At 58.6% G+C, this 25308-nt stretch carries 33 protein-coding genes, 2 tRNA genes and 1 pseudogene; 21 read left to right on the top strand and 15 right to left on the bottom strand.

Going from position 1 to position 25308, the window contains the following annotated elements; translation table 11 throughout:
* The first annotated feature begins 35 nt into the window (after positions 1–35).
* The 3 genes from ASD50_RS03735 to ASD50_RS03725 all read left to right on the top strand — a co-directional run bounded on the left by ASD50_RS03735 (position 36) and on the right by ASD50_RS03725 (position 3554).
* Positions 36–1364 (top strand): ABC transporter substrate-binding protein, encoded by a 1329-nt coding sequence (locus ASD50_RS03735; protein ID WP_056236377.1) that lies wholly within the window; start codon positions 36–38, stop codon positions 1362–1364.
* 72 nt (positions 1365–1436) lie between these two features.
* Complete coding sequence (locus ASD50_RS03730) at positions 1437–2276, top strand: ABC transporter ATP-binding protein (RefSeq protein ID WP_056236375.1); 840 nt, start codon at positions 1437–1439, stop codon at positions 2274–2276.
* A gap of 45 nt (positions 2277–2321) precedes the next feature.
* Positions 2322–3554, top strand: a complete 1233-nt coding sequence (locus ASD50_RS03725; protein WP_056236372.1) for a phenylacetate--CoA ligase family protein — start codon at positions 2322–2324, stop codon at positions 3552–3554.
* A gap of 15 nt (positions 3555–3569) precedes the next feature.
* Here the strand turns inward: ASD50_RS03725 and ASD50_RS03720 are convergent, their stop codons facing one another.
* Both ASD50_RS03720 and ASD50_RS03715 read right to left on the bottom strand, forming a co-directional pair.
* A complete protein-coding gene (locus ASD50_RS03720; RefSeq protein ID WP_056236370.1) occupies positions 3570–4457 on the bottom strand; it encodes a LysR family transcriptional regulator in 888 nt (295 codons plus the stop codon).
* Positions 4458–4467: 10 nt separating this feature from the next.
* Complete coding sequence (locus ASD50_RS03715; RefSeq protein WP_413813871.1) at positions 4468–5436, bottom strand: YeiH family protein; 969 nt, start codon at positions 5434–5436, stop codon at positions 4468–4470.
* A gap of 208 nt (positions 5437–5644) precedes the next feature.
* Here ASD50_RS03715 and ASD50_RS03710 point away from each other — a divergent pair, with 208 nt between their 5' ends.
* On the top strand, positions 5645–6124 hold the full coding sequence (locus ASD50_RS03710; RefSeq protein WP_156464926.1) for a DUF6314 family protein: 480 nt from the start codon (positions 5645–5647) through the stop codon (positions 6122–6124).
* A gap of 179 nt (positions 6125–6303) precedes the next feature.
* Positions 6304–6379, top strand: a tRNA-Phe gene (locus ASD50_RS03705).
* A gap of 89 nt (positions 6380–6468) precedes the next feature.
* Here ASD50_RS03705 and xerC read toward each other — a convergent pair.
* The 10 genes and pseudogenes from xerC to ASD50_RS03650 all read right to left on the bottom strand — a co-directional run.
* On the bottom strand, positions 6469–7584 hold the full coding sequence (xerC, locus tag ASD50_RS03700) for a tyrosine recombinase XerC (protein ID WP_244484418.1): 1116 nt from the start codon (positions 7582–7584) through the stop codon (positions 6469–6471).
* On the bottom strand, positions 7577–7843 hold the full coding sequence (locus ASD50_RS03695) for a helix-turn-helix transcriptional regulator (RefSeq protein ID WP_056236365.1): 267 nt from the start codon (positions 7841–7843) through the stop codon (positions 7577–7579). The genes xerC and ASD50_RS03695 overlap by 8 nt, the downstream gene beginning before the upstream one ends.
* Positions 7840–8073 carry a hypothetical protein gene (locus tag ASD50_RS03690; RefSeq protein WP_056236362.1) on the bottom strand — a complete coding sequence of 78 codons (234 nt, stop codon included), beginning with the start codon at positions 8071–8073 and terminating at the stop codon, positions 7840–7842. Before ASD50_RS03690 ends, ASD50_RS03695 begins: the two co-directional genes overlap by 4 nt.
* Positions 8070–8270, bottom strand: coding sequence for a hypothetical protein (locus ASD50_RS03685; RefSeq protein WP_056236360.1), 201 nt, complete (start codon positions 8268–8270; stop codon positions 8070–8072). Before ASD50_RS03685 ends, ASD50_RS03690 begins: the two co-directional genes overlap by 4 nt.
* Positions 8267–8518 carry a hypothetical protein gene (locus ASD50_RS03680; RefSeq protein WP_056236358.1) on the bottom strand — a complete coding sequence of 84 codons (252 nt, stop codon included), beginning with the start codon at positions 8516–8518 and terminating at the stop codon, positions 8267–8269. The genes ASD50_RS03685 and ASD50_RS03680 overlap by 4 nt, the downstream gene beginning before the upstream one ends.
* The gene (locus ASD50_RS03675; RefSeq protein ID WP_056236356.1) at positions 8515–8718 is read right to left on the bottom strand and encodes a hypothetical protein; all 204 of its coding nucleotides are present in this window, start codon (positions 8716–8718) and stop codon (positions 8515–8517) included. The genes ASD50_RS03680 and ASD50_RS03675 overlap by 4 nt, the downstream gene beginning before the upstream one ends.
* Entirely contained in the window at positions 8715–9287 is a 573-nt protein-coding gene (locus ASD50_RS03670; RefSeq protein WP_056236354.1) for a hypothetical protein, read from the bottom strand. Before ASD50_RS03670 ends, ASD50_RS03675 begins: the two co-directional genes overlap by 4 nt.
* Entirely contained in the window at positions 9284–9892 is a 609-nt protein-coding gene (locus tag ASD50_RS03665) for a hypothetical protein (RefSeq protein WP_056236352.1), read from the bottom strand. The genes ASD50_RS03670 and ASD50_RS03665 overlap by 4 nt, the downstream gene beginning before the upstream one ends.
* Positions 9893–10547: 655 nt before the next feature.
* A pseudogene (locus ASD50_RS03655) lies at positions 10548–11204 on the bottom strand (ORF6N domain-containing protein); the annotation flags it as partial.
* A gap of 48 nt (positions 11205–11252) precedes the next feature.
* On the bottom strand, positions 11253–11453 hold a 201-nt coding region (locus ASD50_RS03650), incomplete at its 3' end, for an ORF6N domain-containing protein (protein WP_210168924.1).
* 396 nt (positions 11454–11849) lie between these two features.
* On the opposite strand from ASD50_RS03650, the gene ASD50_RS03645 reads away from it, so the two are divergent.
* Complete coding sequence (locus tag ASD50_RS03645; RefSeq protein ID WP_156464925.1) at positions 11850–12392, top strand: hypothetical protein; 543 nt, start codon at positions 11850–11852, stop codon at positions 12390–12392.
* Positions 12393–12690: 298 nt separating this feature from the next.
* On the opposite strand, the gene ASD50_RS03640 is transcribed toward ASD50_RS03645, so the two are convergent.
* Together ASD50_RS03640 and ASD50_RS03635 are read right to left on the bottom strand one after the other, a co-directional pair.
* Positions 12691–13056, bottom strand: a complete 366-nt coding sequence (locus tag ASD50_RS03640) for a hypothetical protein (protein ID WP_056236343.1) — start codon at positions 13054–13056, stop codon at positions 12691–12693.
* Between the two features lie 150 nt (positions 13057–13206).
* Complete coding sequence (locus tag ASD50_RS03635) at positions 13207–13533, bottom strand: helix-turn-helix domain-containing protein (RefSeq protein ID WP_056236341.1); 327 nt, start codon at positions 13531–13533, stop codon at positions 13207–13209.
* A gap of 92 nt (positions 13534–13625) precedes the next feature.
* Here ASD50_RS03635 and ASD50_RS24205 point away from each other — a divergent pair, with 92 nt between their 5' ends.
* The 11 genes from ASD50_RS24205 to ASD50_RS03580 all read left to right on the top strand — a co-directional run bounded on the left by ASD50_RS24205 (position 13626) and on the right by ASD50_RS03580 (position 20403).
* A complete protein-coding gene (locus ASD50_RS24205; protein ID WP_056236339.1) occupies positions 13626–13862 on the top strand; it encodes a helix-turn-helix domain-containing protein in 237 nt (78 codons plus the stop codon).
* 55 nt (positions 13863–13917) lie between these two features.
* The gene (locus tag ASD50_RS03625; RefSeq protein ID WP_056236337.1) at positions 13918–14274 is read left to right on the top strand and encodes a MarR family transcriptional regulator; all 357 of its coding nucleotides are present in this window, start codon (positions 13918–13920) and stop codon (positions 14272–14274) included.
* Complete coding sequence (locus ASD50_RS03620) at positions 14271–14468, top strand: hypothetical protein (RefSeq protein ID WP_056236334.1); 198 nt, start codon at positions 14271–14273, stop codon at positions 14466–14468. Before ASD50_RS03625 ends, ASD50_RS03620 begins: the two co-directional genes overlap by 4 nt.
* The gene (locus ASD50_RS03615) at positions 14465–15901 is read left to right on the top strand and encodes a replicative DNA helicase (protein WP_056236332.1); all 1437 of its coding nucleotides are present in this window, start codon (positions 14465–14467) and stop codon (positions 15899–15901) included. The genes ASD50_RS03620 and ASD50_RS03615 overlap by 4 nt, the downstream gene beginning before the upstream one ends.
* Positions 15901–16737 carry a hypothetical protein gene (locus ASD50_RS03610; RefSeq protein ID WP_056236330.1) on the top strand — a complete coding sequence of 279 codons (837 nt, stop codon included), beginning with the start codon at positions 15901–15903 and terminating at the stop codon, positions 16735–16737. Before ASD50_RS03615 ends, ASD50_RS03610 begins: the two co-directional genes overlap by 1 nt.
* Complete coding sequence (locus ASD50_RS03605) at positions 16725–17405, top strand: hypothetical protein (RefSeq protein ID WP_056236328.1); 681 nt, start codon at positions 16725–16727, stop codon at positions 17403–17405. The genes ASD50_RS03610 and ASD50_RS03605 overlap by 13 nt, the downstream gene beginning before the upstream one ends.
* Positions 17402–18238 (top strand): hypothetical protein, encoded by an 837-nt coding sequence (locus ASD50_RS03600; RefSeq protein ID WP_082549476.1) that lies wholly within the window; start codon positions 17402–17404, stop codon positions 18236–18238. Before ASD50_RS03605 ends, ASD50_RS03600 begins: the two co-directional genes overlap by 4 nt.
* Positions 18235–18558, top strand: a complete 324-nt coding sequence (locus tag ASD50_RS03595; protein ID WP_244484417.1) for a helix-turn-helix domain-containing protein — start codon at positions 18235–18237, stop codon at positions 18556–18558. Before ASD50_RS03600 ends, ASD50_RS03595 begins: the two co-directional genes overlap by 4 nt.
* Positions 18559–18903: 345 nt before the next feature.
* Complete coding sequence (locus ASD50_RS03590) at positions 18904–19353, top strand: hypothetical protein (protein ID WP_056236325.1); 450 nt, start codon at positions 18904–18906, stop codon at positions 19351–19353.
* Complete coding sequence (gene nusG, locus ASD50_RS03585; protein ID WP_056236323.1) at positions 19350–19973, top strand: transcription termination/antitermination protein NusG; 624 nt, start codon at positions 19350–19352, stop codon at positions 19971–19973. Before ASD50_RS03590 ends, nusG begins: the two co-directional genes overlap by 4 nt.
* A gap of 353 nt (positions 19974–20326) precedes the next feature.
* Positions 20327–20403 (top strand) — tRNA-Met (locus ASD50_RS03580).
* Between the two features lie 301 nt (positions 20404–20704).
* Here the strand turns inward: ASD50_RS03580 and ASD50_RS03575 are convergent.
* Complete coding sequence (locus ASD50_RS03575; protein ID WP_056236321.1) at positions 20705–20980, bottom strand: hypothetical protein; 276 nt, start codon at positions 20978–20980, stop codon at positions 20705–20707.
* A gap of 312 nt (positions 20981–21292) precedes the next feature.
* On the opposite strand from ASD50_RS03575, the gene ASD50_RS22905 reads away from it, so the two are divergent.
* The 4 genes from ASD50_RS22905 to ASD50_RS03560 all read left to right on the top strand — a co-directional run bounded on the left by ASD50_RS22905 (position 21293) and on the right by ASD50_RS03560 (position 25308).
* Positions 21293–21628, top strand: coding sequence for an HNH endonuclease (locus tag ASD50_RS22905; protein WP_156464924.1), 336 nt, complete (start codon positions 21293–21295; stop codon positions 21626–21628).
* Between the two features lie 158 nt (positions 21629–21786).
* Complete coding sequence (locus tag ASD50_RS03570) at positions 21787–22269, top strand: phage terminase small subunit P27 family (protein WP_056236318.1); 483 nt, start codon at positions 21787–21789, stop codon at positions 22267–22269.
* Positions 22235–23953 carry a terminase large subunit gene (locus tag ASD50_RS03565; RefSeq protein ID WP_056236315.1) on the top strand — a complete coding sequence of 573 codons (1719 nt, stop codon included), beginning with the start codon at positions 22235–22237 and terminating at the stop codon, positions 23951–23953. Before ASD50_RS03570 ends, ASD50_RS03565 begins: the two co-directional genes overlap by 35 nt.
* On the top strand, positions 23950–25308 hold the full coding sequence (locus tag ASD50_RS03560; protein ID WP_056236313.1) for a phage portal protein: 1359 nt from the start codon (positions 23950–23952) through the stop codon (positions 25306–25308). Before ASD50_RS03565 ends, ASD50_RS03560 begins: the two co-directional genes overlap by 4 nt.

Genomic DNA, 25308 nt, shown 5'->3' with positions numbered 1-25308 from the left:
AGGCATTGTGGAACTAGACATGGGAGGAGAACCAAATGTCTCTTAGAAACTGGGTACTTGCATTGTCGGCAGCGTCCATGCTGGCCATGCCTGCGATCGATGCGGCGCAGGCGGAAGATTCAATCTTCGTGCCGCTGTTCACTTACCGTACCGGTCCTTTTGCCGGCTCGGGCACGCCCATTGCCAACGGCATGCACGACTACCTCACCATGCTCAACGAACGCGACGGCGGCATCGGCGGCGTCAAGCTCGTGGTCGAGGAATGCGAAACCGGCTACGACACCAAGAAGGGGCTTGAGTGCTATGAATCCGTGAAGCCCAAGAAGCCGGTCCTTGTCAATCCGTGGTCGACCGGCATCACCTTGCCGCTGATCCCGAAGGCAGCCGTCGACAAGATCCCGGTTCTTTCCATGGCCTATGGCCTCTCCGCCTCGGCAAAGGGCGATGTATTTCCTTGGGTCTTCAATCCTCCGGCAACCTACTGGGACGGCTTCACGCAGATCCTGAAGTACATCGCCGAACAGGAAGGCGGCGGCATCGAGAAGCTGCAAGGCAAGAAGATCGGCTACATCTACCTCGACGCCAGCTTTGGCCGCGAGCCGCTGCCGCTGATCGAATCCTTGTCGAAGGAACTTGGCTTCGAAGCCAAGCTCTATCCGGTGGCGGCCGCCGATATGCAGAACCAGTCCTCTCAGTGGCTGAGCGTCCGGCGCGACCGGCCCGACTACATGATCCTCTATGGCTGGGGCGCTCTCAACTCCACCGCCGTCAAGGAAGCCGTCAAAACCAACTTCCCGATGGACAAGTTCATCTCGATCTGGTGGCCGAGCGAGGATGACGCCAAAGGCGGCGGCGATGGCGCCAAGGGCTTCAAGACCCTTAACTGGCATGCCGTGGGAGCAGACTTCCCGCTCCTCGCCGACATCCAGAAATATGTCGTCGACACCGGCAAGAGCCAGGTCGCCGACAAGAGCAAGGTTGGCCAGGTTCTCTACAATCGCGGCGTCTACAATTCGATGCTGATCGCCGAGGCCATCCGCACCGCCCAGAAGGTCACCGGCAACAAGGTTGTTACCGGCGAGGACGTCCGGCGCGGCCTTGAGAGCCTCAACATCGATGAGGCCAGGCTGAAAGAGATGGGCCTGGAAGGCTTCACCGGACCGGTCAAGCTCAGCTGCGCCGACCACAACGGCCATTTCTCGACGTTCGTTCAAAGCTGGAATGGCACGGCCTATGAAAAGGTATCGGACTACATCACCCCGATGAGCGACAAGGTGGGTCCGCTGCTCGACGCCGATGCCAAGGCCTATGCGGAAAAGAACGCGCCTTGGCCGACGCGCTCGGAAGCCTGCGACGCCTCCTGAGGCAAGCAGCCGTTTCCATCGAACTCTCCCTTCCCCGGTTTAGGGGAAGGGATCTCAGCCCGGAGTATACCGATGTCTGATCTTGCCTCATCTCCTGCGGTCGACCCTGCTCGACCCATCCTTTCGGTCAACAATATCGAAGTGATCTACGATCACGTGATCCTGGTGTTGAAAGGCGTATCGCTCACCGTTCCGCAAGGCGGCATCGTTGCCATCCTCGGCGGCAACGGTGCCGGCAAGACAACGACGCTCAAGGCCATCTCCAACCTGCTTCACTCCGAACGCGGCGAGGTCACGAAGGGGTCCATCGAATTCGACGGCGACCGCGTGGATCGCCTCAGCCCCAATGAGCTGGTGCGGCGAGGCTGCATCCAGGTCATGGAAGGGCGTCATTGCTTCGGCCACCTTACGATCGAGGAAAATCTCCTCACCGGCGCCTTCACCCGCCGTGACGGCAACCGCGCCATCCGCGATGACCTCGAGATGATCTACAGCTACTTCCCCCGATTGAAGCAGCGTCGCTCATCCATGGCGGGCTACACATCCGGCGGCGAACAGCAGATGTGCGCCGTCGGGCGGGCAATGATGAGCCGGCCCAAGATGATCTTGCTTGACGAACCGTCGATGGGGCTCGCGCCGCAAGTGGTCGACGAGATCTTCGAGATCGTGAAAGATCTCAACAGCAAGCAGGGCGTGTCGTTCCTGGTGGCCGAGCAGAACACCAACATGGCGCTGAAATACGCGACCTACGGATACATTTTGGAAACTGGCCGCATCGTCATGGATGGAGCGGCCGATGCCTTGCGCGACAATGAAGATGTCAAGGAATTCTACCTCGGAATCGGAGGCGAAGGCCGCAAATCCTTCCGCGATGTCAAAAGCTACAAGCGGCGCAAGCGTTGGCTGAGCTGAGCCGGGCAGCCCTTTTCCGAAAAGTCTTTAGAGGTCACAGGACCGATGTCCTTACATTACACCGCCGATGAAACCCAGGACCCGATTGCCCGCGAGACGGCGCTGTTTGCAAAGCTGCGCTCGCTCCTTGAAGGCACTCGCAGCACGGCGCCGGCACTGAACCGGCAACTACAAGACGTCGCTATCGAAACGCTGCGCGAGCGTTCCGCCTTGCAAAAAATCCCGGTTGTCCGGAAAGGCAACTTGCTGTCCCTGCAAGCCGAAAACCCACCCTTTGCCGGACTGACGGCAGTCGATACTGGCGCCCTGAAGCGGCTCCTTGTGTCGCCCGGCCCGATCTTCGATCCCGAGGGGCACGGCATCGATTGGTGGGGTTCGGCCCGTGCGTTCTTTGCCGCCGGTATACGGGCAAAGGATATAGTGCACAACGCCTTCAGCTATCACCTTACTCCCGGCGGACACATCATGGAATCGGGCGCCCATGCGCTTGGCTGCGCCGTCATTCCGGCAGGCGTCGGCAACACCGACCAACAGGTCGAGGCGATCGCGGTTCTCAAGCCGTCCGGCTATGTCGGGACGCCCGATTTCCTGAAAATCTTGCTCGACCGCATGGCAGCGGGAAACCTTGTAAATCCGTTCAGACAAGCCGTTGTCTCCGGCGCAGCCTTCCCCGCTTCCCTGCAGCAGGAAGTCGCCAATCACGGTGTGGATGCCTACCAAGCCTATGCAAGCGCCGAACTCGGCGTCATCGCCTATGAAACCTCGGCACGTTCAGGTCTCGTCGTGAACGAAAACCTGATTGTCGAGATCGTTCGACCGGGAACCAATGAAGCCGTTGCCGATGGCGACGTGGGCGAAGTCGTGGTCACCAGGCTGAATGCGGAATATCCGCTGTTGCGTTTCGGCACCGGCGATCTGTCGCGCGTATTGCCGGGACCAAGCGCCTGTAGTCGGACCAACATGCGCCTTGCCGGCTGGCTTGGACGTGCTGACCAACGCACCAAGGTCAAGGGCATGTTCGTGGACCCCGCCCAGATCGCCACAATCGCAAAGAAATTTCCCGAGCTTGGCCGCCTTCGCCTGATCGTCACACGTGCGGACGAGCAGGATGCGATGCTCCTGAAAGTGGAAGCAGCCTCAAGTCGGACTGATTTGCCGCCGGCCATCGAGGCCGCACTCCTTGCTTCCACCAAGATGAAAGGCGCCGTTGAACTCGTGCCGCCTGGCAGCCTGCCAAACGATGGCAAAGTGATCGCCGACGAACGGCCCGTTTCCTGAGAAGCGACACTGCGTCTAAAGTGAAATTTCTTTGACGAGACGGACGAATTCGCGCTCGGCTGCGGTCACATGGTGCTGGTTGTGGTGCAGCATATAGAACTGGCGGCGCGGTACTGCACAATCCACCGCCACAAGGCGTCCGGTCTGCAACGCACTCGTAACCACAAGCTTAGACAGAACGGTTGCTCCTGCTCCGGATTCGACGGCCGCACGCACAGCTTCATTGGAGGGCAGCAAGATGTCGATCTCGATATCGGACAGGCCATAACCTCGCTGCTTGAGCATCGCATGGACGATGGAACGCGTGCCCGACCCATGTTCGCGCAGCACCCAGCGGCTTGATCTCAAATCGATCTCTGCACCCTGCCCTGCCTTGGCCCAGGCGTGGCCTACCGGCACCACGAGCATCATCTCGTCATCGGCAACCGCGGTTGCCTGAAGCACGGCATCTTCGACCAGCCCCTCGACAAAGCCGAGGTTGGCCTCGCCATCCCTCACCAGCGCGGCAACGGTCTCGGTATTGCCCATTGTGAGTTCGACCGACAGGCCCGGATAGGCGGTGCGGAAAGCATGGATAACCTTTGGCAACCAGTAATTGCCGACGGTCTGGCTGGCAGCGAGATTAAGCGATCCGGCCTTCAATCCGGCAAGATCCGCCAGCACAAGTTCCGCCGTCGCGGCACGCGCAAGGACCGCTTTTGCCTCAGTCAGGAATATCCTTCCGGCATCGGTCAGCGCGATACGCCGACCGACACGATCGAACAGTTTCGTTGCGTAGCGAGCTTCAAGAGCCGCCACGGCGGCGCTGGTTGCGGACTGCGTCAGATTGAGGTCGGCGGCCGCGCGCGTCACGTGTTCGCGTTCGGCAACGGCAACGAAAATCCGCAACTGCTCAAGCGTCATCCCGCGTCCTTCAACCCGCCAGCTTCACCAGCATGAGACTGAAACCAGCGATAAACACAAATGCGGAAAGCGCAAGAAAGAGCGGCCTCAGGCCTCGGGACCTTATCTCGGAAACATTGGTGTGAAGTCCCATCGCCGCCAGCCCCATCGACAGCATCAGCGTCGTGACGAACGAGACGGTGGGGCGGACGGCATCTGGAATACCGACGAAACTGTTGAACAGAACCACGACGACAAAGCCGACGACGAACAATGGCAAAGGCGGCCGTGACGCACCGTCCTGACCACCGCTGCCGCGGCGAACAACCAGACCCAGCGCGATAACCATCGGTGCGAGCAGCGCCACCCTCGTCAACTTCGCAACCGTTCCGATCTCACCTGCTTCCGGGCCATTCTGGAACGCCGCACCGATAACCTGCGCGACCTCGTGGATCGAAGCTCCCGCCCAAAGTCCGAAGTGATGCTGGTCAAGGCCGAGCGCCGGAGCCAGCAGCGGATAACCCAGCATAGCGACGGTTCCAAACAAGGTGATGCAGGCCACGGCGTAAGCCACGTCCTCGTCGCGCGCAGACGTAACTGCATTCGTGGCGACAATGGCCGAAGCGCCGCATATCGAAGTTCCAGCGGCAATCAGTTCAGCCAGCCGCCGTTCCACGCCAAGGAAACGGCCGAGGGTAATCGTGAACAAGAATGTTGCGCCAAGGGTGAGCGCGACGATGCCAAACCCGCTTGCTCCGATTGAAAGCACCTGGCCAATCGTGAGCTGGAAACCCAGCATGACAATGGCGAAGCGAAGCAGGCTCTTCTGGGAAAAACCGATGCCGGCCTTGGTGTTCGGTGCGACGCCGACGACATTGGCGAAGACCATTCCAATAATCACCGCTAGGATCATCGGGCTGAAGATGGTCAGCCCCGGAAATTCGCGCAGCGAATAGGCTGCCCCAACCACGATCGCGACGAGGACAATACCCGGCCACAGCATCAGGGGCCGGTCTAACGGCGAGGGGGGCGTCGCTTTGCCAGCGGATTCGGTCGGCAAGGCATTGGCTGCACGGCCGACTGAGGAAACGGAAGACAATTCATTCTCCATACTTCACGGTCTGGGGAATGACATTCTTCATATATCTATTCCAACGCATTGTTTTTGTCGGAATGTTCGCTTTTTTCGATTGATCCGATCCTCATGCTTGCGTGCGCCTCCCGATCTGGGACTGGACACGATTGGGTCTGCGAGTGATAGGGATGCCAGCAAAGTTGGTGTGGCTATGGATCCCTTGGCATATGGTTTCGTCGGCAGTTGGCGGGTGAGGCGTGCCGTCGTCGATCACCTCAACCACACGCAGCATCACTTTGCCGGTGTTGCGACGCTCACCAAGACATCGATCGTCGAGCGCGGAGAGCTTCAAATCGGAACGGCCACCGTCGAGGCAAATCGAAGCTATCAGCTTGCGATGGACGATGATGGCATCACCGTGCTCTTTCCTACCGGACTGGAATTCATAAAACTGGGACTGGCGCCGAACCAAGTCGCTCATCACCACTGCGGTAGCGATCTTTACCGCGGCAAGTTCCTGTTTCGGAACACAAACTTCTGGATCGAATTCTGGCGTGTATACGGCCCGCGCAAGCGTTATTCGAGCCTGACGGCATATCGGCGCATGGAGTAGCAGGTCTCTGCCTGAATTCCTGTCTACGCCACACTGGGCAGGAGCATCGTTATGGCATTTAAAACCCTCCAACGCGTCTAGACAGGCGGGATTCTCATGCTATAACCCACGCGCTTTCGCAGGTGCCCAAGCACGTTGCAAAAGCCGGAAGCGCGGCCAATGCGACATTTCCGAGAGATGCCCAGGTAGCTCAGTTGGTAGAGCAGCGGACTGAAAATCCGCGTGTCGGTGGTTCGATTCCGCCCCTGGGCACCATCCCTTTAAATCCCATTTGATTTCGCTTCACTTTCTGCCTCGAAATCCCGAACGGGACAGGGTTAGGGCAAAAGGTTAGGGATTTTCGTTCACCGCGTGTTCTTGGCAAGCCGCTTCATGGCTGCCTTTGCCATCACCTTTTGGTTGGCCGAACGGGTGTAGCGGGTCACCTCTTTTTCGGTCAGATGGCCGGTGATGGCCATGATCTGGCGATCTGTGCAGCCAAGTTCCGCGAGACGGGCGGCCCCGGCTTTGCGCAGGCCGTGGGCGCTGCATTGGGGTAATCCAGCCTTATTGCACCACTCCCTGAACTTGTTCCCGAATCCGGCATCGCTGAAGCCGCGGTTCAGGTCATTAATCAGGAACGTCATGTCGCCGGTCTTGGTGGCGTCGATGGATTTCCGCAGTACGGGAATGATTGGTAGCTCCAAGGTTACGGGCTTGCGCTTGCGGCCTTTGAACTGTGTGAACGTCAAAACCTCATTGCGAACATGCTGCCGACCAAATCTCACCACGTCGGATCGACGTTGGCAGGTGTATAGCAGGAGGTCGAGTGCAAGTCGCGCCTTCGTCCCTGTAGGGTATTTCTTCTCGTACTGCTCAACCTCTGCCAGCGACCACGCATGAATGCCTTCCGAGTTGCCGTCGAAGTAGGACACGTCGCGGGCCGGGTTCCGGTCCACCAGCGCATTGCCGTGTTCGTCTTCCTCGTCCAGCCCGAAGGCGAAAACCTGTCGCAGCGCCTTGACGCGCGAGTTAGCCGCTTCCGGCGCTCCCAACTTCCTGTCGCGCAAGACCTTGATGGCCCTTGGGGTTATTCGGTCCAGCGGATAATCGGCAAACAGGTGCTGGCTGCCCGGTTCCACCGGTTCATCAAGGCAGTGTTCCAGAATTTGCCGGCGCACCTTCTGCGTCCTTGGGTCGAGCAACTTGAACTCGGCACTGCCAAAATACTCGACGCACAGCCACCGTAGGGTGTTCTTGCGCACCTCCCTGACCTTGACCGGCGTCTTTCCCTTCGGTGCCGCGTCAGTCATCTTGGCGCGCTCGTACGAGGCCAGGAACTCATCGGTTCCCGGCTCGCCTTCAAGCGGTATCCGCCTACCTTTTCCCTTGCGATAGTAGAAACGCACGACATTGTGTCGGTCCACCTCACGGTTGACGTGTCGCAGCTTCACTTGCATTTCCAATGGCACCTCAGGCACGTGGTCGGCTCCACGGATCGTCAGGCGGCGGATCGCGGGCCGGTTCAGGGCCATTACGTGGCAACTTTTCAAACGCTGCGTCAACCTCCAAGCGATCCCATCGCACCGCGCCACGCAACTTGCGGGCAGCCGGAAGCGCCCCGGCCTTCACCAGATCATCGAACAAGGTCGCGCCGATTCCGAGATAGGCCGCTGCCTCGTCTCGGGTCAGCCCTCGCGGTGCAAGCGTCGGCGGAAGCAATACCGGGTCCCGCTTCATCGACCCTGCTCCCGCCTAGCCAACTCTGCACGAATGGCCTCAGCTTCGGCTTGATGCTCGGCTGTATCGGATTGCAGGAGTTCCATAGCAATCTTCACGCCGCGTTGGAGTTCATCCTGTGTGAGGTCAGGCCACCGGCGCACAGTTTCGGCCTGCATCTCAGTGGCGCTCATGCCTTGCGCTTCATGAAGGAATTGCGCCAACTCAACGGCTCTATCGGGGTTGTTCATCGCCCTGCCCTCGCGCTGAACCAGATCCACAACGCGCAGATCGACAGGCTGACGATGGAGCCGAGAAGCATTTGCTCGACTGGACGCATCGGCAACCGCGCCGGTGCGTCTTCCTTGATTTCAGGCGCGACCAGATCGGCAACGAGGCCAGCACCGCGCATGATCAGGATGGCGATGGAATAGCGGAGCGGCTTCATTCGACACCGCCTTTCGCCAGGGCCTTTTCCACATGGATTGCAACATCGACGGCTAGCACTGCGCAAAGTTCCAAGGTGTGCTTTACGTCTTGCAACCCGCGCTCTTGGTGCGCTTCGTCATAATCGGAGAGGCCATCCAGTGCGATAGCGCAGACCGAGAATAGCGAAGACAGATTTGAAACGGCATAAACGGGGTCTGTGTAGTGGCCCTGTCCAAAGCGGTTTTTGGTTTCCTTGGGAGCGGTCATTGGGCACCGCCTTTTGCGTTCAGGTGCTTTACGATGTCGCTAACGCGGTTCGCTATCCCGTTGACGTGTTCCCTTACTTCCAAGAGATAGCCTTCGGAGTCCGTGTCGTTGCCGAGAGCAAGCCAGACCACTCGAAGTTCGTCCCTGACTTGGGCGAGTTCATCTATGGGATTGTCAAATACGGTGCTGGCCAACTTCATTTCGCACCGCCTTCGCCCAGGAGCGAGCGGAGGAACCGGTCAAGGGTCGGGCCTTCGCTGCTGAAGCAGTTGCGCAGCGTGTCGTTCGGCCCTGCCTTATCGAGAAAGAACTGACCCTTCAGCCGAACGTCTTCGATGGTCTGGCAAGGATAGCTGATGACGGCGTGTTCGGTCGCCTCGTAAACATCCCATTCCGGGCCTTCACCGTCGCCACCTCCTTCAATCGCCGCGTCGTAGGCCCGCTTCGCTTCTAAGAACGCGTCGATTGCCGCCTGAAGTTTGGTTGATGCTGAAGGTTCTGCCGGCGTCAGCGCTTCAATAAGCTTGATTTTCTCAATGCTGTCCCACTCAAGGAAAGAGCGGCAGGACGCCATGTAGATCGCTTTCTCCCGAGTTTCTTGGAGTGTTGCCGGTCGATGATTGAACAGAGCGTCATGGGCAGCGTCCATCAGGTCGCCAGCGGCTAAGGCTGCGGGCGTGTCCCATTCCTCATCGCTAGTATCGCACCATGCTTTGAATGCGATGCGATGCTGGGCGATCAAGGTGCAGGTGTCGATGGGAGCGCTCATTTCGCACCCCCGATCTTGGCAAGTTCCTTCTTCAGTCCGGTGACTGCGTACTCTGGATCACAGAGGCCGTCCGTGTACTGTTCCGCGACAAAGAAGAACTTTCTCTGCCTGTCGTTATCGCTGGTCGGGATGCGTGTAGTTGCCTCCCTTCTGACGCGCTCCATAATGTCAGAAAAGAAATCTGCGAGTTCTCCCATCAACGTGCCGTGAGCAGGCGCGTTGTCCTTGTCGGTATTGAAACGGGGCTGGCAGCACATCGCGTTCACGACTTCATGGACAGTAGTTATCGCGTCATAGACGCTATAGAGGCCATCCATAGTCAGATGGCGCACGTCGAAAGCCGGGGCATCGGCTGGTGCGATCTTCGCCCTGTTGGCGCGCGCCTTGGCGTTCTCATTGTCGATGCATTCGCCAATAGCCGTGTCCAGTCGTTCGGCTTCGTCGCGGGCAAGGATGATGAGGTGGTTGACCCGGTTCGCTGCGTCGGTAGCGCCGGGCTTCTCGGAAGTGTAGTCCAGATCGCAGGAGGCTTCGTAGAGCATATAGAGCAAGCTATGCAGCCCGCCGCTTTGCGTCTGAACGTCGCTGAGGGTGAGTTTGCTCATGCTGCACCGCCTTCCGGCATCAGCGAGGCAACAAGCGCATCTTGCTCGGCTTCGGTCAGCATCGTGCCGTCTGTGTACTCGGCAAGGAACTTTGCCCTACGCCGCTGATCGAATTTGGTAACGGCGCGATAGCCGATAATGCGCAACGCGGCACCGGTCATTGACTTCAGGTCTTCGCCCACGTCTTCGACGGTGGCGTTGTCGTCATGCTTGTTAATCCGGTCGCGGGCTGCTTCGTAGACGACAAGCATTTTCGTAAGGGTGCCGTCGCCGCGCTCTTTATCATCGGCGTTTAGCAACGCTTTGACCTGATCAAGCTGCTCTTGGACGCTGATGCAGCCCCAAGCGATAGCATTACCAGCTTCGCCGGTGACGTTCGACGCCTCTGCGGCCATGTTGATCAACTCAACCTGGCTCCAGGCCCGGTTAAGAATGTCGAGTGCGGTGAAAATATCAGGCAAAGCTCTAGCGGTCGCCCGCGTGGCGTCGTTCGTGTTCATGGGGATTTCTCCAAACTGGATCGGGGGAGCGCGGGCCAGCCGCGCCGTTGTTNTCAGGCAAAGCTCTAGCGGTCGCCCGCGTGGCGTCGTTCGTGTTCATGGGGATTTCTCCAAACTGGATCGGGGGAGCGCGGGCCAGCCGCGCCGTTGTTCGGTTAAGCRGGCGCGCCGAATTTCTCGGCCCATACCTCGTCAAGAATGGCCTTCGGGAACTGGTTGACGTAGCCGAACCGCGGATCGGGAATTTTCGATATGGGRATTCCCATTTCGCGGCAGCGCTTCGTWGCCCTGCGGCCAAGGTCTGCCGCTTCCTTCAGATCGATCGACACATGCTTSGCCCAGCGGGCATAGCCGACGCATGTGAAATGGTCGGTGGCCGTCTCGATCTGATCAAGGCGACGTTCMGTCGTTGCAATCCGCTTGGACTGCTCGACCTGTTCGGTTTCGAGCGCTGCTTGCTTGCGCTCGACCTCGACCATCATACGGGCTTGCTCGARAAGCATTTCTGCCGGCGTCATCGCCTTCGACGCTTCGACCGCGAAATACCGGTCGATCATTTCCCCCTGCACCTGCCACGCCCGGTCRTCGTTCATCGGCTTGGTGAGCTTGAGATAGCCGCGCCGGGTCAGAAGGGTGCCAGTGGGCGCGAACTTGGAAAAGACGCCTTCGGGAAGGTCGCGACGAATTTCGTCGGAACCTATTTCTACGAAATCTTCTCCTTCCACAAAGCGGGTCTTGTTCTCCCGAAAGTTTCGTCCTGCGGTTCCGCTTGACCGCTGGTGAACCTCGTCCACAATTGCGAACGTGACGACAGGCTCGTCTCGGCTCGGCTTTCGATGTGCCCTTTGCTCCGATCAACNACCTATTTCTACGAAATCTTCTCCTTCCACAAAGCGGGTCTTGTTCTCCCGAAAGTTTCGTCCTGCGGTTCCGCTTGACCGCTGGTGAACCTCGTCCACAATTGCGAACGTGACGACAGGCTCGTCTCGGTACGTGATTTTCTGGATATCGATGCCGCCAATTGAAATCGACGGCAGATTCCTATCTAATAGATGTATCACTTTGCACTCCATGCTGGTGATTACGGGGAGCCTCCTGGCAGAGGCTTTTCATTTCAGACGGCGATCACTCTGCCCTGGCAGGCTCGGTGGTCGCCGTTTTCGTTTGGGAAGAAAGACCCTCGCGGACTAGCTGCCTGATCACTTCGGACCGGCTGCGGATTTTGCGGGCAAAGCCCCACTCATCCATTTTAGCCAGTTCGTCGTCGGTGAATGTAGTCCCTATCCGGCGATGTTCTTGCTCTGGTCGCGCTTGCGGCTCATTCACTGCACTTCTCCTTTCGTTCTTGCACCGCTTTTGCAGTACGAATTGTTAGGGTTAACGGATGAACGCGTCAAGCGGTATTTGCACTCGCTGTGCATTACGTGTAAGAAATGTGCATAACGTTGAGGGTGCACATGGGAAAACGGCCATCCAAGAGCGAAACACTGACGATCCGTCTTGACCCAAAGACGCGGTTTATGCTCGATTTCGTCGCCCGCCTTCGGGGGCAGTCTATCACTACCGTGGTAGAACGAGCCATTTCCGACGCTGCCAACCGTGCCAATATTTCGACTGAGCTTGACTACGCCGGCAATACCCGGGAAATCCGAACATGGCGCGATTTCTGGAGCGTATATGAGGGGGAGCGGGCGCTTAAGATCGCGCAGGAAAGCGAACTCCATCCTACGTTCGAGGAAGAAAGACGCCTTGCGTTCGCGAAGCAATTTGACGACTTCTTTTTTACTAAGTCCGGGGACATACGGACGGGATATGTTGAAGTGCTCTGGCCTCGGATCGATGAGTTTGTCGAGATTTATGAGCAAACCAAGACCAGCAACTATTTTGCTGCCGGCGAAGCCATGAAAGCCGCCCTCACCTCTGCCCGCGTAGCTGCCCCTGACTGGCCGAAAAAAGTTCCTGCCAAAAGCCGCGATCTGGATGACGAGATTCCGTTCTGATGAGTAGACCACCGTCGCCGGCAAAGAGGTCGAAGAATAGACGGGTTTTCCAATAGCCCAGCTAACCCAGCATTGGCGGGACCGTAGCCGACCCACCATGTCAACCGGCGCAAAATTGCGCAGCTTGGTTTCAATGTCACACGCGGGCATCTGCYTCACCYTTCGTGATGGCATCAAGCAARAGCTGCACCTGYCGGATGCTGTCTGCCTCAAGGACGGTCTTCCCGCTTCCTGCCTCATAGCCGGTGATCCACGCCCGGCACTTCCCTAGCTGCTGGCGCAACCGAATCGCTCGACCTTATAGACCCGCTGCCGAAGTCGGATAGTTGAAACCTTCCGTTTCAGAAGGTTTAGAGACTTCCGTTTCGGGCTGGCTCAGGTCCGCCCCGCGCACCGGCTCATCGACCACTACAGTCCCGGCCACCTCGGCATAGGCGCGTTCAAACGTGCCATCCGGGTCAATGTCCTTGGCAAGCGCGGTGGGGTACGTCTCGGGCACCAGCACGACGACGAGGCTTGACCAGTCCGTCGAGTTGACTTCGGCCTTGGCCAGGATGGTTCCAACCGCCTCATGCACGTGCGCGAGGTCGAGCGCCTTGCCCGGAAGATCGTTGATTTCGGTGCCGTCTTTCAGGTTCACCGTGAGGTTGATGTGGAGGGTCAAATCAGTCACTCCCAAGAGGATCACTTGGGATAAGTTACACTCAACGAACCAACTGATGCAACCAAAATCGTTGCGCTGTGTGTAACTTGTTACGCACTGTGAGCTATGTGGCTGAAAAATCTAGCTGAAAGCAAGTTACTCTCAGCGACCCTATGCGGCCTCCACAAGCGCGCGTACCACGCTCTCGATTTGCTGGCGCTGCGCAGGATTTGCTCTTTCCCAAAGCGACCAGATTGCGCCTGGCGCTGTAGGGTCACGCATGATGAGGTCTGCCGGTTCGCATGAAAGTGCATCGGCCAACGCCTCCAAGGTATCCTGCGTGTAAGGCTGCTTGCCGCTCTCTATTCTGGACAGTGTAGCTTTTGAGATATCCAGCCTGTCTGCAAGCCGATCCATCGTCAGACCGCGATGATGTCGCCACTCCTTTATGAAGTGTCGCCGCCTCTGACTGTCCGTCTTTTGAAATCGTACCGACATGTCGCGCGCTCCATGAGTTCCATTAAATGCAACTTTACACGCGCCGGGGATAATTTTCGATAGCGTCTTGCGTAACTGGTTAATCTGGCCTTATGTTGCGCAAGATGAAACGAACGGTGATTTGCATGCATCCTCTCCGAGCATATCGCAAGGCGCGAAAACTGACGCTCGATGACGTAGTGAAGGAAACGAAGCTCTCGAAGGCGACCGTATCGCGCATTGAGCAACATAAGAACGCCCCTTCCGCCGATTCGCTGCGGCGTCTGTGCAAGTTCACAGGTGGTCTGCTCACCCCGAACGACTTCTTCGGAGTGGAGCGTCAGTCATGATTTTCCTCGTCGCCTCGCACACGCATGAGCGCGACCCGCGCGAGGGAGTTGCGGCATGAGCGGGATCGACGGCGAAATCTTCCTTCCCGGTTCCAAGCTTGGTAGGGGGGCCGGTGCCAGCCCGGTTAACAATATCCCGAAGGGAAAGAAAGTTAACCGGCATGCCCTTTCCCCTGCTCAACACCAAATCCTCAATATCCTGACCGCCTCCGGTCAGCCTATCGGCGGTAAGGTCGGGCACTTGCCCCGGACTGGCGACATTGTGGACGCCCTTGGCCTGCCACGCACGAAAGTCAGCTTTGCGTCGGTCAGCCGCTCGTTGGCCCGATTAGCCGCTGCCGGCCGGATCGTCGGGTACTCCACGTCAATGGCTACACGCGGCTTCGGGCGTCATTGGGGCATCAAGCAATGAGCTCGATAGATGACGCCATGAACGGCGAACAGGAGCGCGCATTCATCGAGTGGCGCGACCTACGGGCCAAGGCCATCGAAACAGGCGACAAGGCCGACGCACACGCAGCCGGAAAGGCGTTCGCCACATTCTTTTACACCTATGTCGCCAACACCTATCGGCCTTCCGCTCTGCCGGAGGCCGATAGCCAGTGAAGATCAAGCAGGAAATACCTGATGGGGCCTATGTTCCCGAGATTGAGCAGGACGTGCTTGGAACGCTTCTGTTCGGAGGCGACTTCCGCAAGATAGGTCATTTCCTGCGGGATGACCACTTCGTCCCCGACGTTCACCGCATCATCTTCCGGGCAATCCGGGCAGCGTTCGAACAGTACGGGTCAACGACCATGCCTATCGTCGCGCGTCTGATCCCCGACGATGCCAGTTTGCGGTTTAGTCAGGTCACGGACCGGTCGCCAATGGCTTACATGGCTGATCTGGCGGCAGCGACAGTTGCTGGGCCATCAGGCCTTGAGCGTGGAGCCAAGGCCGTCGTCGCGCAATGGGCACGGCTTAAGGCAGCCGAGATTGGTCGCCTGCTGCGAGACACTGCGCACGACGCCACATCAGATCCAAAGACCATCCTGCAAGGTGTCGCGGCCGACCTGGACCGAGTAGCCGCCGAACTCCGATCTGGCCCTACCCGCAAAACCCTGTCCACCCTGGACAGCGCCACAGAAGGTGCCCTTGATGACGTACGGGAGGCGATGGCTCGCGGCACCGGCCTGACAGGCCACACATGGGGTTTCACCGACATAAATCAGGCGACAGGCGGCATTCACCCCGGCGAGATGGTTGTGGTCGGCGCAAGGCCTTCGATGGGCAAGACTGCTTGGGCGCTTTCCGCTGCGCTTCGCACGTCCGCAACTGGCGTAGGGGTAGGATTCCTGTCGTTGGAGATGGGCGCAAAGAAACTTGCAATGCGCCGGCTCAGTGATGTGGCCTACGACTGGGGCGTCAAGATTCCTTACACCGACCTCATCAAAGGAACGGTTACGCCCGACGATCTGGATAGCATCATCAGGGTCAATCAGGACGCCGACAATCTACCTCTCTGGATCGAGGAACAATCCGGCCTGACCGTGACGGACATGCGGGTCAAGGCCGAGCGCATGGCCGAACTGGCGGCGAAACGCAACAACCCGCTAGGCGTCCTCATTGTTGACTACTTGCAACTGGTAAGGCCTTCGGGGCGGTACGCAGGCAACCGCGTCGGTGAGGTCAGCGAGATATCTTGGGCTTTGCGCGAAATGGGCCGCGAGTTCGGTCTTGGCGTGATAGCCCTTTCGCAGCTTTCACGACAGGTGGAGAGCCGGGACGACAAGCGCCCGCAACTGTCGGACCTTCGGGACAGCGGCTCCATTGAGCAGGATGCCGATATGGTCGCCTTCCTCTATCGGGAAGCGTACTACCTCGAAAAGGCCAAGGGGAAGGACAAGGACAAAGAGGACGAGCGCCTTAGCCGCCTGATCGATGTCCGAAACGACCTTGAATTCATCATCGCCAAGCAGCGCAACGGCCCCACCAAGACAGTCAAGCTCTTTGTGGATATCGCCTGTTCCGCGGTTAGAAATGCGGCGAGGTTCTGATGAAGTCGCCCCGCCGCCTTAAGGTTCGGAATTGGGAACAATTTCAGCACTATAAGGACCGCAATCCGCCGTGGATCAAGCTGCATTTTGCGCTTCTTGCTAGCGAGGATTGGGTGACGCTAGACGATGCTAGCAAGTTGCTAGCAGTTGTGTGCATGCTGGTCGCATCGAGGAATAACGGCTTTATTCCCGACAACCCCGCATACCTAAGGCGAGTGGCCTACCTTGGCAGGCTCCCAAATCTCAACCCGTTGATTGAATGTGGTTTTCTCGAAATTCTGCAAGCGGATGCTAGCACGCCGCAAGCAGATGCTAGCGCGTTGCAAGCGGATGCTAGACCAGAGACAGAGACAGATACAGAGAAGAAAGAATCTATGTCCGAACCGAGTTCGGACGATGAAGGAAGTTCGAGGAAGAAAAATACCTACTCGAAGGCCTTCGAAGCGTTCTGGTTGGGCTACCCACGAACCCCGAACATGTCGAAGCTCAAGGCGTTCGATGGGTGGAAGAAACTCACCGAAGCAGAGCGCAAGGCCTGCCATGATGCGGTACCGGCCTACCGGTCGTTTCTTGCCTCAAAGGCTGACCACCCTGTCATGCATGCGACGACCTTCATCAACGAACGCCGTTTCGAGGGCTTTGTGGAGATTGCCACATCGTCTCCGGCCAGAGCCGTTACCGACGACGATTGGCGCAAGCGCCTAGCGTTCGGTCGCGAGAAACACCTGTGGCACGTCGAGTCCTGGGGGCCATTCCCCGGCGCTGCTGACTGCCGCGTTCCCGAACAACTTCTGCAACCAAGCGACGGTCAAGGCTGGACCGTGTGGGAGGCATGACCTTGAGCACTAGAATTCTCATTCCCGCTCACAAGGCGATCATCTACTGGAACGATGTCCCGGCCGGGGGACTCGATGATGTGTTGGTCGCATCGGTGGACGATCCGAGCGCAGACCGAATGGGCGCGCGCTTCGACAACAGCAACGGAGCCATTCTCGATGATTGGCTGGTGGACCCCAAGTCTACCCCTGAAGCGGTTTTCGGAGAATTCATGGCAACTGAGCCGGTCACGTCTGCAACGCCTGAGTTCCTGACGGAAATCCGCACTGGATGGCTGCTTGAGTTTGCCAAGATCGATCGCTGTGACTGGGCACGGACCGAATTGTCAAAGCTGCCTGACGACGGCGACGAAGTGTCACCGCTTGCCACTGGCTTGCGTGATGTCTTCGGAGCATGGCTGGAGGATTACACCGGGAAGCTGCTGGAGCGACTTCACGACGTTCCTGGCAAGGACATGAATGAGTTTTTCCTACTCGTTCACGAAGAATATCAGGTTCTTGGCGATGCCTCGCCGCTGTGGATGAAATTCCTGATGGAACTCGTCACCGCCGAAAGTGATCGGCGCCAGCGAGAAGATGAGCGAGTGGAGCGGTTCGCGGCTCGTCATTGCATGTCCATCGAACGAGCCTCCCGGCTGTTCGAGAGGGTGAAGGGGCGGATATCATGACCCTTCGCCACATTTATCCGATCAACGTCAACGACCTGAAGCCGACCACCCCGGCGACCGGCGAACCGATCTTCGAAAGCGTTGATCCTTCAACGCTGTTCGTGGACGATCAGTACCAGCGCGACATTGGCGAACGCGGCATCCGCCAGATCAGGAAGATGATCGAGGGTTGGGACTGGACCAAGTTCCGCGCCCCGGTCTGCGCCTTCGAAACCGGTGATGACGGCAACGAGGTCCTGAAGGTCATCGACGGCCAGCACACTTGCATCGCTGCCGCCAGTCATCCGAACGTGCATCGCATTCCCGTCCAGATCGTGGAAGCGCCAGACCAGCAATCGCAGGCGTCCGCGTTCATCGGGCAGAATGTTGACCGCTTGGGTGTAACCAAACTCCAGCTTCATCAGGCCGCGCTAACGGCGGGTGACGAACACGCTCAGGACGTTCAGAACGTCTGCGAAAGGGCAAAGGTCAAAATTCTGCTGACGACGCCGCACCGCTACGAGGCGGGCGATACCGTCGCCATCTCCGCGATATCGGCACTGGTCAAAAAACATTCGGTCCTGAAGGCGCGGCAAATCCTTGAGGTGCTTTCCAACGCGGGGCTCGCGCCGATCAAAGACGCCCATATCAAGGCGACAGAACTGCTGATGACCGACGCGGAGTTCTGCGACCAATTCGAGCCCGAAGACCTCACCAAGGAAATCGAGACAGCGGGCATGCTGGCCGAGAATGAAGCCAAGGTGTTCGCGGCCACGCACAAGGTCCAATTCTGGAAAGCCCTCGCGTCAGTCTGGTTCAAGAAAACCCGGAAGAAGCGGAGGGCGGCTCCGTGAGCGACGACCTCTACAACCGCCAACGGGACCGCATTCACACTCTCGAAGAACGGGTGCGGCAACTAGAAGAAATCCTTGCGCCCTCGTCGGTCGATATCCCCGTTGAGTGGGGGCTGACCATAACCGAGAAGCGGGTTTATGCCTGCCTTGCCTCCCGCGCCATGGCGTCGAAAGCGATGATCTTCCAATCGCTCTACAGCGATCAGCTTGAAGAACCTGACCCAAGAATTATCGACGTGTTCGTTTGCAAGCTGAGGAAGAAACTCAAGCCGTTCGGCATCGCTATCGCGACCGTGCGTGGTGAGGGCTACGCACTATGAGCGACCTTGGCACCGTCTTCCCTCCCCGAGACGAATGGGACGTTGCGGCCTACGACCTTGATGAAGTGGTGGCCGGTTATCGTGACCACCGTCCCGACGATCCGCCACCGGGACCGAACCATTCGCCCGGATATCGTTGGGGATGGACCAATCGCCGAAAGGACATGACACACCAGCCTGACGGCTTCGAATTGGTCAGGGATGCGTACTTCCAACTGTCGAGGTTGCTACAATGATCGTCACGAAATCTCATCTGATCGGTCTTTGTATCCTTGGTGCAACGTACGTTGCGGGCTCCGGTAATGATGGCTGGGGCTGGCTGATCGTCCTTGCGGTGCTGCTGATATGACCATCGCAGAGCGTCAAGCACGAGAGGCCTACGACCGCGAACACCCGTGGCGTCATATCTCGACGTTTACCGAAGACATGTTCGGCATGATCTGCGAGTTGCGCCTTAGCTACGACCGCGAACACCCGTGGCGTCATATCTCGACGTTTACCGAAGACATGTTCGGCATGATCTGCGAGTTGCGCCTTAGCTATCAGGGCATGGCGACCGACCAAGGCCATCGCCGGTTCTTCCGCACCAACGATCGTTGGTACCAGATCGAACCTCCCGAAGAACTCTGGCGGTACGCGCCCATCATCGAGTGGCGACCAACGGGAACACGCCTTGCCGAGCATCGTCAACGGTCGGTCATCCGGCGGGCCGAATACGGCACGCACGAATATCGGGGAGGACGCCTCTACCGGAAACCCAAATCATACAAGCTCTACTGGAGGGCGGACGATTGAGGATCAAAGTGCCTAACTGCCTGGCTGTCTCGCTTCAGGATCGCCGCTGGTTCGTCGTGCGCGTCAAGGGCGGCATGGCGGACAGCATCTTTTCCGAACTGCGGGAAGCCGGCTACGATGTTTATCTGCCGCGCCACCGCTACGACAAACAGAACCGACGCCTGCGGGTGCTGACAGAGAGGTCAGCGCCGCTGATGCCGAATTATATTTTTCTCGTTCATCCCCGCCCCGGGGAGCCGGTGGACAACTGGTCTGAGGTCCGGGGCATAGATGGCGTTGTTGGCCCGCTCTCAGGTGCAGTTGGCCCGCTGCTGATCCCAGCGCCGGTGATCGAGGTCATGATGACAGCCGAGTTCGAAGGGCTCTACGACGATACGAAGACGGCAAAGCAGGTTCGTGGGGAAACTGAGCGAAGCAAGCTCGAACGCCGCTTCGAGACCGGCAGCCAGTTCAGGGTTACCGAAGGGCCTTTCGTCTCATTCCTGGCGGAAGTGGACAAGCTCACCCACGACGACCGGGTTCGTGCACTGGTGAGCATATTCGGTCGGATGGTGCCTGTTGAATTCGAGCCCGAGCAGCTTGTTCCAGAGCCGAAGAAGCCGAAGTCGAAAGTAGCCTGAGTGTGGATTTGTGCACAGCGGGCAGTATGCTGTTGTCGAATTGATGCAAATCACTTATATCTGCGCGCGGACGATTTGCTCGACTGATTGGGGGCCGAAAGGCAATGCCAGCGGAGCAGCCCCGGCTCAGGTATCCCAACCTTGAGCGCAATGGCGGCTCGTGTCCAGAATTCCGAATAGTGACCCATCGGCTGCGTGCAGTCGGTACCTTGCTCGAAACGGCAAGGGATAGGGCTGGGAGCAAAACCGGAACCGGCTGGGTTGATCGCCAGCACGAACGGCACAACGGCCAGCCTGTCCAAATTGATCCCGGTCGGATTTGTCGCCAGTGTGGCGGTCCCCGGCTGGGTTATCGCACGGTAGAGCAGCCCGGTAGCTCGCTTGGCTCATAACCAAGAGGTCGCACGTTCGAATCGTGCCTGTGCAACCAGTTTCCGCGAGAGCGGATCGAGATCAGGACGGCAAGGCTAAAGCGGCCTAATCATCCGCCCGAGCCAGAGCGGGAGAAAGTGCCGGCAGCCGTGGGACATGAGTGCCCAAGCCTGTGATGGGTACGGTGGGAGCCGGTGGAGCACTCAGGTGCCCTTAAAATGGTTCTGGCCCGTCCTGATATTCAACCGCCGTCACAAGACGGTGTAGCGAGGCAAACGTCAAAGGCCAGCCTCGGCAACGCGGATGGCGGTAAACCGTTGACACAAACCTAACCCGCCGCCTCGCATCCCATACAGGCTTCACGGCCCCCATTCAGCCAGCCGCCATTCAAACCCCGCCTCGATGATAGGGCCAAACACGTCGTCAGGAAGGGTGGCGCGGCCAGCCAAGCCCGCCGACTGAATGGATACGCAAGCCCACCGAGCCGCGTTGAGATGGATAGGGCGCAATGTGGACTTGCCCGTCTCTAGGTCTTCGTAGGTTCGCAGCGGTACGCCCATATGCGCGGCCATCGTCGCCTGTGTGGTCATGATGGCAAGGCGAAGCCGGTGAAGGTCGTTCTTCGGTTCAGTCATTGATTGGCAACCTCGCTTTGGCTATATTCGGGACCGGGTGAGGTTTGGACCCCCACCCGGCTCCGGTGTTACCGGCTGATTGAGAGTGTCAGTCTCCATCTGCCGATCCGGACTTGGAAGGTGAGCTTGATGCTCATGAGGACCTCCAGTCCAGTTGCCGAAGCGGGATTGCTTCGGTGATTTGTTATCCCACGAAAACCGTGGGAAGGCAATAGAAAGCCTCGCATAAAACCACGAAAACCGTGGATTAATTTTGAAGCCGCTTCGGGTCCAACCGGGCGGCTTTCGCTTAGGTCGAGTAAGCAGCCACCCATGCCCAGCCGACCACCAGTCCACCGCCCACCGGGCCAAGGTGACAGGAAGCAACAGCGCCGCGAGTACGACCAGCAACGCGACAAGCAGGAATGGCGCGGCTGGTACAAGACGTCCCGATGGCAGGCCAGACGGGAAGCGCAACTAGCCGCTGAACCATTGTGCGCCATCTGCCTGAAGCAGGGACGCATCACAGCCGCCACGGTAGCCGATCATCCTATCCCGCATCGTGGCGATTACGATCTGTTCTGGAACCAGCCGCTTCAATCGCTCTGCGACCAGCCGCCATGGCGATGCCACTCCAGCACCAAGCAGCGGGAAGAGAGCCGGGGCTGATATCGACCCCAATGGGGAGGGCGGGTCGAAAGTTGGGAGCCCAAGGGGGTCAGACCGGCTCGGGGCAAAACTTTCGCACCGTCAAAATGAAACCAAAAATGCAGGAGATGCGCCAATCTTCTCCATTTTCACGGTTTTGTCAATAGGATCAATAACTTATGGCCGGCAGAAAGAAGATACCTGACCACCTCAAAGTGGTGGCCGGAACGGATCGTCCCGACCGGATGAACCCGAATGCGCCCAAGGCGGCGGTCTCTCTGCCCGACGCGCCGGAATGGCTCTCGGCTCGGGCGGCGGAAATCTTCGAACAGCTTGTTTCGGTGATCAGTCCGATGGGGATTGGCTCATCTTCGGATGCCGCCATGCTGGCGCTGGCCGCGTCCCGGCTTGAAGAGGTCGAGATTTGCACGGCGCTTATCGAGGACGGCGGGCGGACCTTCGTCAGCAACGTCGCCTACGACGATGAAGGGCGCATCTTGAGTCAGCAGATCAAGGGCCACCCTGCCGTGGCGCAGCGAAGCGAGGCCATGCGCCATGCTCAATCACTCCTGGCTGAATTCGGCCTGTCGCCGGCGGCGCGGTCGAAGGTGTCGGTAAATACGCCAGATGAAGAAAACCCGTTCGCCGCGCTCGCCGGCTGAATTTCCGCACGTCGAGGCTGGCAACCGGTACGCAAAGGAGGTCGTTTCCGGGAAGATGCCGGCTTGCAAGTGGGTCGTGCTGGCCTGCAAGCGCCATCTTGACGATCTGGAATCGAGCAAGGGCCACAACTACCCCTATCGGTTCGATCCGAAGGAGGCAGAGAAGTGGTGCCGGTTTCTTGAGCTGCTGCCTCACACCAAGGGTGAGTGGGCGCGACGTGCGGAAAAACTCAAACTTGAGCCGTGGCAGTGCTTCAAGACCATCTGCATATTCGGGTGGTTGCGCAAGCAGGACGGATTGAGGCGGTTCCGCAAGGCGTTGATCCTCGAACCGCGCAAGAACGCAAAATCGACATGGGCGGCCGGCGTGGGTCTCGGCATGATGTCGATAGACGGCGATCACGGCGCCGAAGTGTATTCGGGCGCGACCACGGAAAAGCAGGCTTGGGAGGTGTTCAAGCCGGCTCGGCTCATGGCGTTGAAGACAGCGTCATTTCTCCAGCACTACGGTGTGACGGTCGGCGCGAAGAATATCCATCGTTTGGCAGATGGGTCGAAGTTCGAGCCACTGATTGGAGATCCAGGCGACGGTTCGTCACCGTCCTGCGCCATCGTCGACGAGTACCACGAACATGCGACTGACCGGATGGTCGACACGATGGAAACGGGTATGGGTGCCCGCGAGCAACCGTTGCTGCTCATCATCACCACCGCAGGTGACAACCTGTCAGGACCATGCTTTGCCGCGGTTCAGGATGCCGAAAAGGTTCTGGAAGGCATCGTCGAGAACGATGAACTCTTTGCGCTGATCTACACCGTCGACAAGGACGACAAGTGGGACAGCGAAATAGCGCTGCGGAAGGCAAATCCGAACTACGATGTCAGTGTGAAAGGGGAGTTCCTTCTAGCCAGGCAGAGGGACGCCAAGCAGAACCCCCGCAAGATCGGCATCTTCAAGACCAAGCACCTCAACATGTGGGTGCAGGCGCGTGATGCCTATTTCGACATCCAGAAGTGGCAGGCGAGCGTCAAGCCGGAATTGAAACTGGAAGACTTCAAGGGGCGGCGCGGCATTCTGGCGCTCGACCTGGCTTCGACCATCGACATAGCGGCAATGGAACTGACCTTCGAACATGAAGGCGGCTATGCCCGGTTCGGGAAATACTACCTGCCCGAGGCAACGATTGAGTTGCCGGAAAACCAGCATTATCGCGGCTGGCGCGACGCCCCGGAGAGATGGATCACGCAGACCGACGGCGACATGATCGACTACGTCACGATCCGCGACGACATCCTTGGCCTGCGTGATGCTGGCTTCATGTTCGATGAAATCGCCTTCGACCCCCATCAGGCTCACATGATGATGTCCGAGCTGCGGGACGAAGGGTTCAATACGATTGAGGTCCGCCCGCTGGTACTGAACTTCTCCCCGGCCATGAAGCAGATGGACGGGCTGATCCGGTCGCTGAAGATCGCCCACAACGGCGACCCGGTGTTTACGTGGATGCTGTCGAACGTGGTCGCCAAGGCCGATGCGAAGGACAACGTCTACCCCCGCAAGGACCGCGAGCAAAACAAGATCGACGGCCCGGTGGCGCACATGATGGCGCTGGCGCGCTGGTTGGCGGCGGAGCCTGATCACGATCTCGGCGAATATCTCAAGAATTGGGTAATGAGCGCATGAGCATCGTCGAGCGCATCAAGTCGGGCTTCGGCCTGTTCGAACGTCGATCTGTCAAGCTGACGGCCCCTTCCGACAAGTGGGGCTGGGGCCTCGACAATCACGCCGGCAAGGTGGTGAATGCCGAAACCACGCTGAATTTGTCGACGGCATGGCGCTGCGTACGCCTAAAGCAAGGTGTGGTCGGCGCGCTTCCGATCAACGTGCATGAGCGCACCGAAGACGGATCGATGCCGGTCAAGAACCACTGGCTTTACGAGCTGGTGCACGAAAGCCCGAACGCGGAGCAGACGCCGGCCGAATTTTGGGGCTCGATGATCGCGGCGCGCGACCTGTGGGGCAATGCCTACGCGGAAAAGCAGCGTGTCGGTGATAGGATCGTGGCCTTGCGGTTCCTTCGTCCTGACCGGATGAGCGTTTCGCGTAGGAACGGTAAGCGCCTCTACCGCTTCAGCGACACCGACGGAACCAAGGAATATTCGGATCAAGAGATTTTCCATATCCGAGGTCTTACGCTCGGCGGAGACACCGGTTTGTCGGCCGTCGGCTTCGGGCGTCACACCTTGGGTCTCGCGCTTGCCGCGGATGAGACGGCGGCGAAGACCTTCCAGCACGGTCTACAAGTCTCGGGCTTCCTGAAGGCAGGCGACAAGGTCAAATCGAACAAGGAGCAGCGCGAAGAGCTGGTCGACCTGTTCGTAAAGTTCGCGGGATCCTCGCAGACCGGCAAGGTTATGCCTCTTCCCGAAGGATGGAGCTTCGAACCCCTGTCGATGTCGCCCGCCGATGCGCAGTTACTCGAAAGCCGTGCCTTCAATGTCGAGGATGTCTGCCGCTGGTTCGATACCCCGCCGATTCTTGTTGGACACACTTCGAAGAGCCAGACCATGTTCGGCAGCGGCGTCGAACAGATCATGCTTGGCTGGGTGACGCTCGACCTCGACCCTCTTCTTACCGGGATCGAACAGGCCATCGACAAACAACTGCTTTCACCCGTCGAACGAAAGAAATACTTCGCCGAGTACAACCGCGAAGCCCTGTTGCAGGCCGACAGCCAGGCCAAGGCCGCGTTCATTTCGCAGATGGTTCAAAACGGCGTCATGACCCGCGCTGAAGCCCGCCAGAAGATGAACCTCCCGCATATCGCCGGGTCCGACGAACTGACGGCACAGACGAACCTTGCTCCGCTGTCGATGCTGGGCAACCAAGCCGGCGGAGTGACGCCGGAACAGCAAATCCGCTCGGCGATGATGAATCTTCTCTTCGGTGGTGACTTCGAAGCGATGATCGCGGCGCGCATGAAAGCGACCATTCAGCGCCAGCCAATAGAACTGCTGCGGCTGGATCACGAGGACTGA

Origin of the sequence: Mesorhizobium sp. Root552 (genome assembly GCF_001427285.1) — a bacterium.
In the GTDB taxonomy this organism is placed as follows: Bacteria; Pseudomonadota; Alphaproteobacteria; order Rhizobiales; family Rhizobiaceae; genus Mesorhizobium.
The sequence above is the reverse complement of the archived record's forward strand: the minus strand, read 5'-3'. Positions and strand labels throughout refer to the sequence as shown.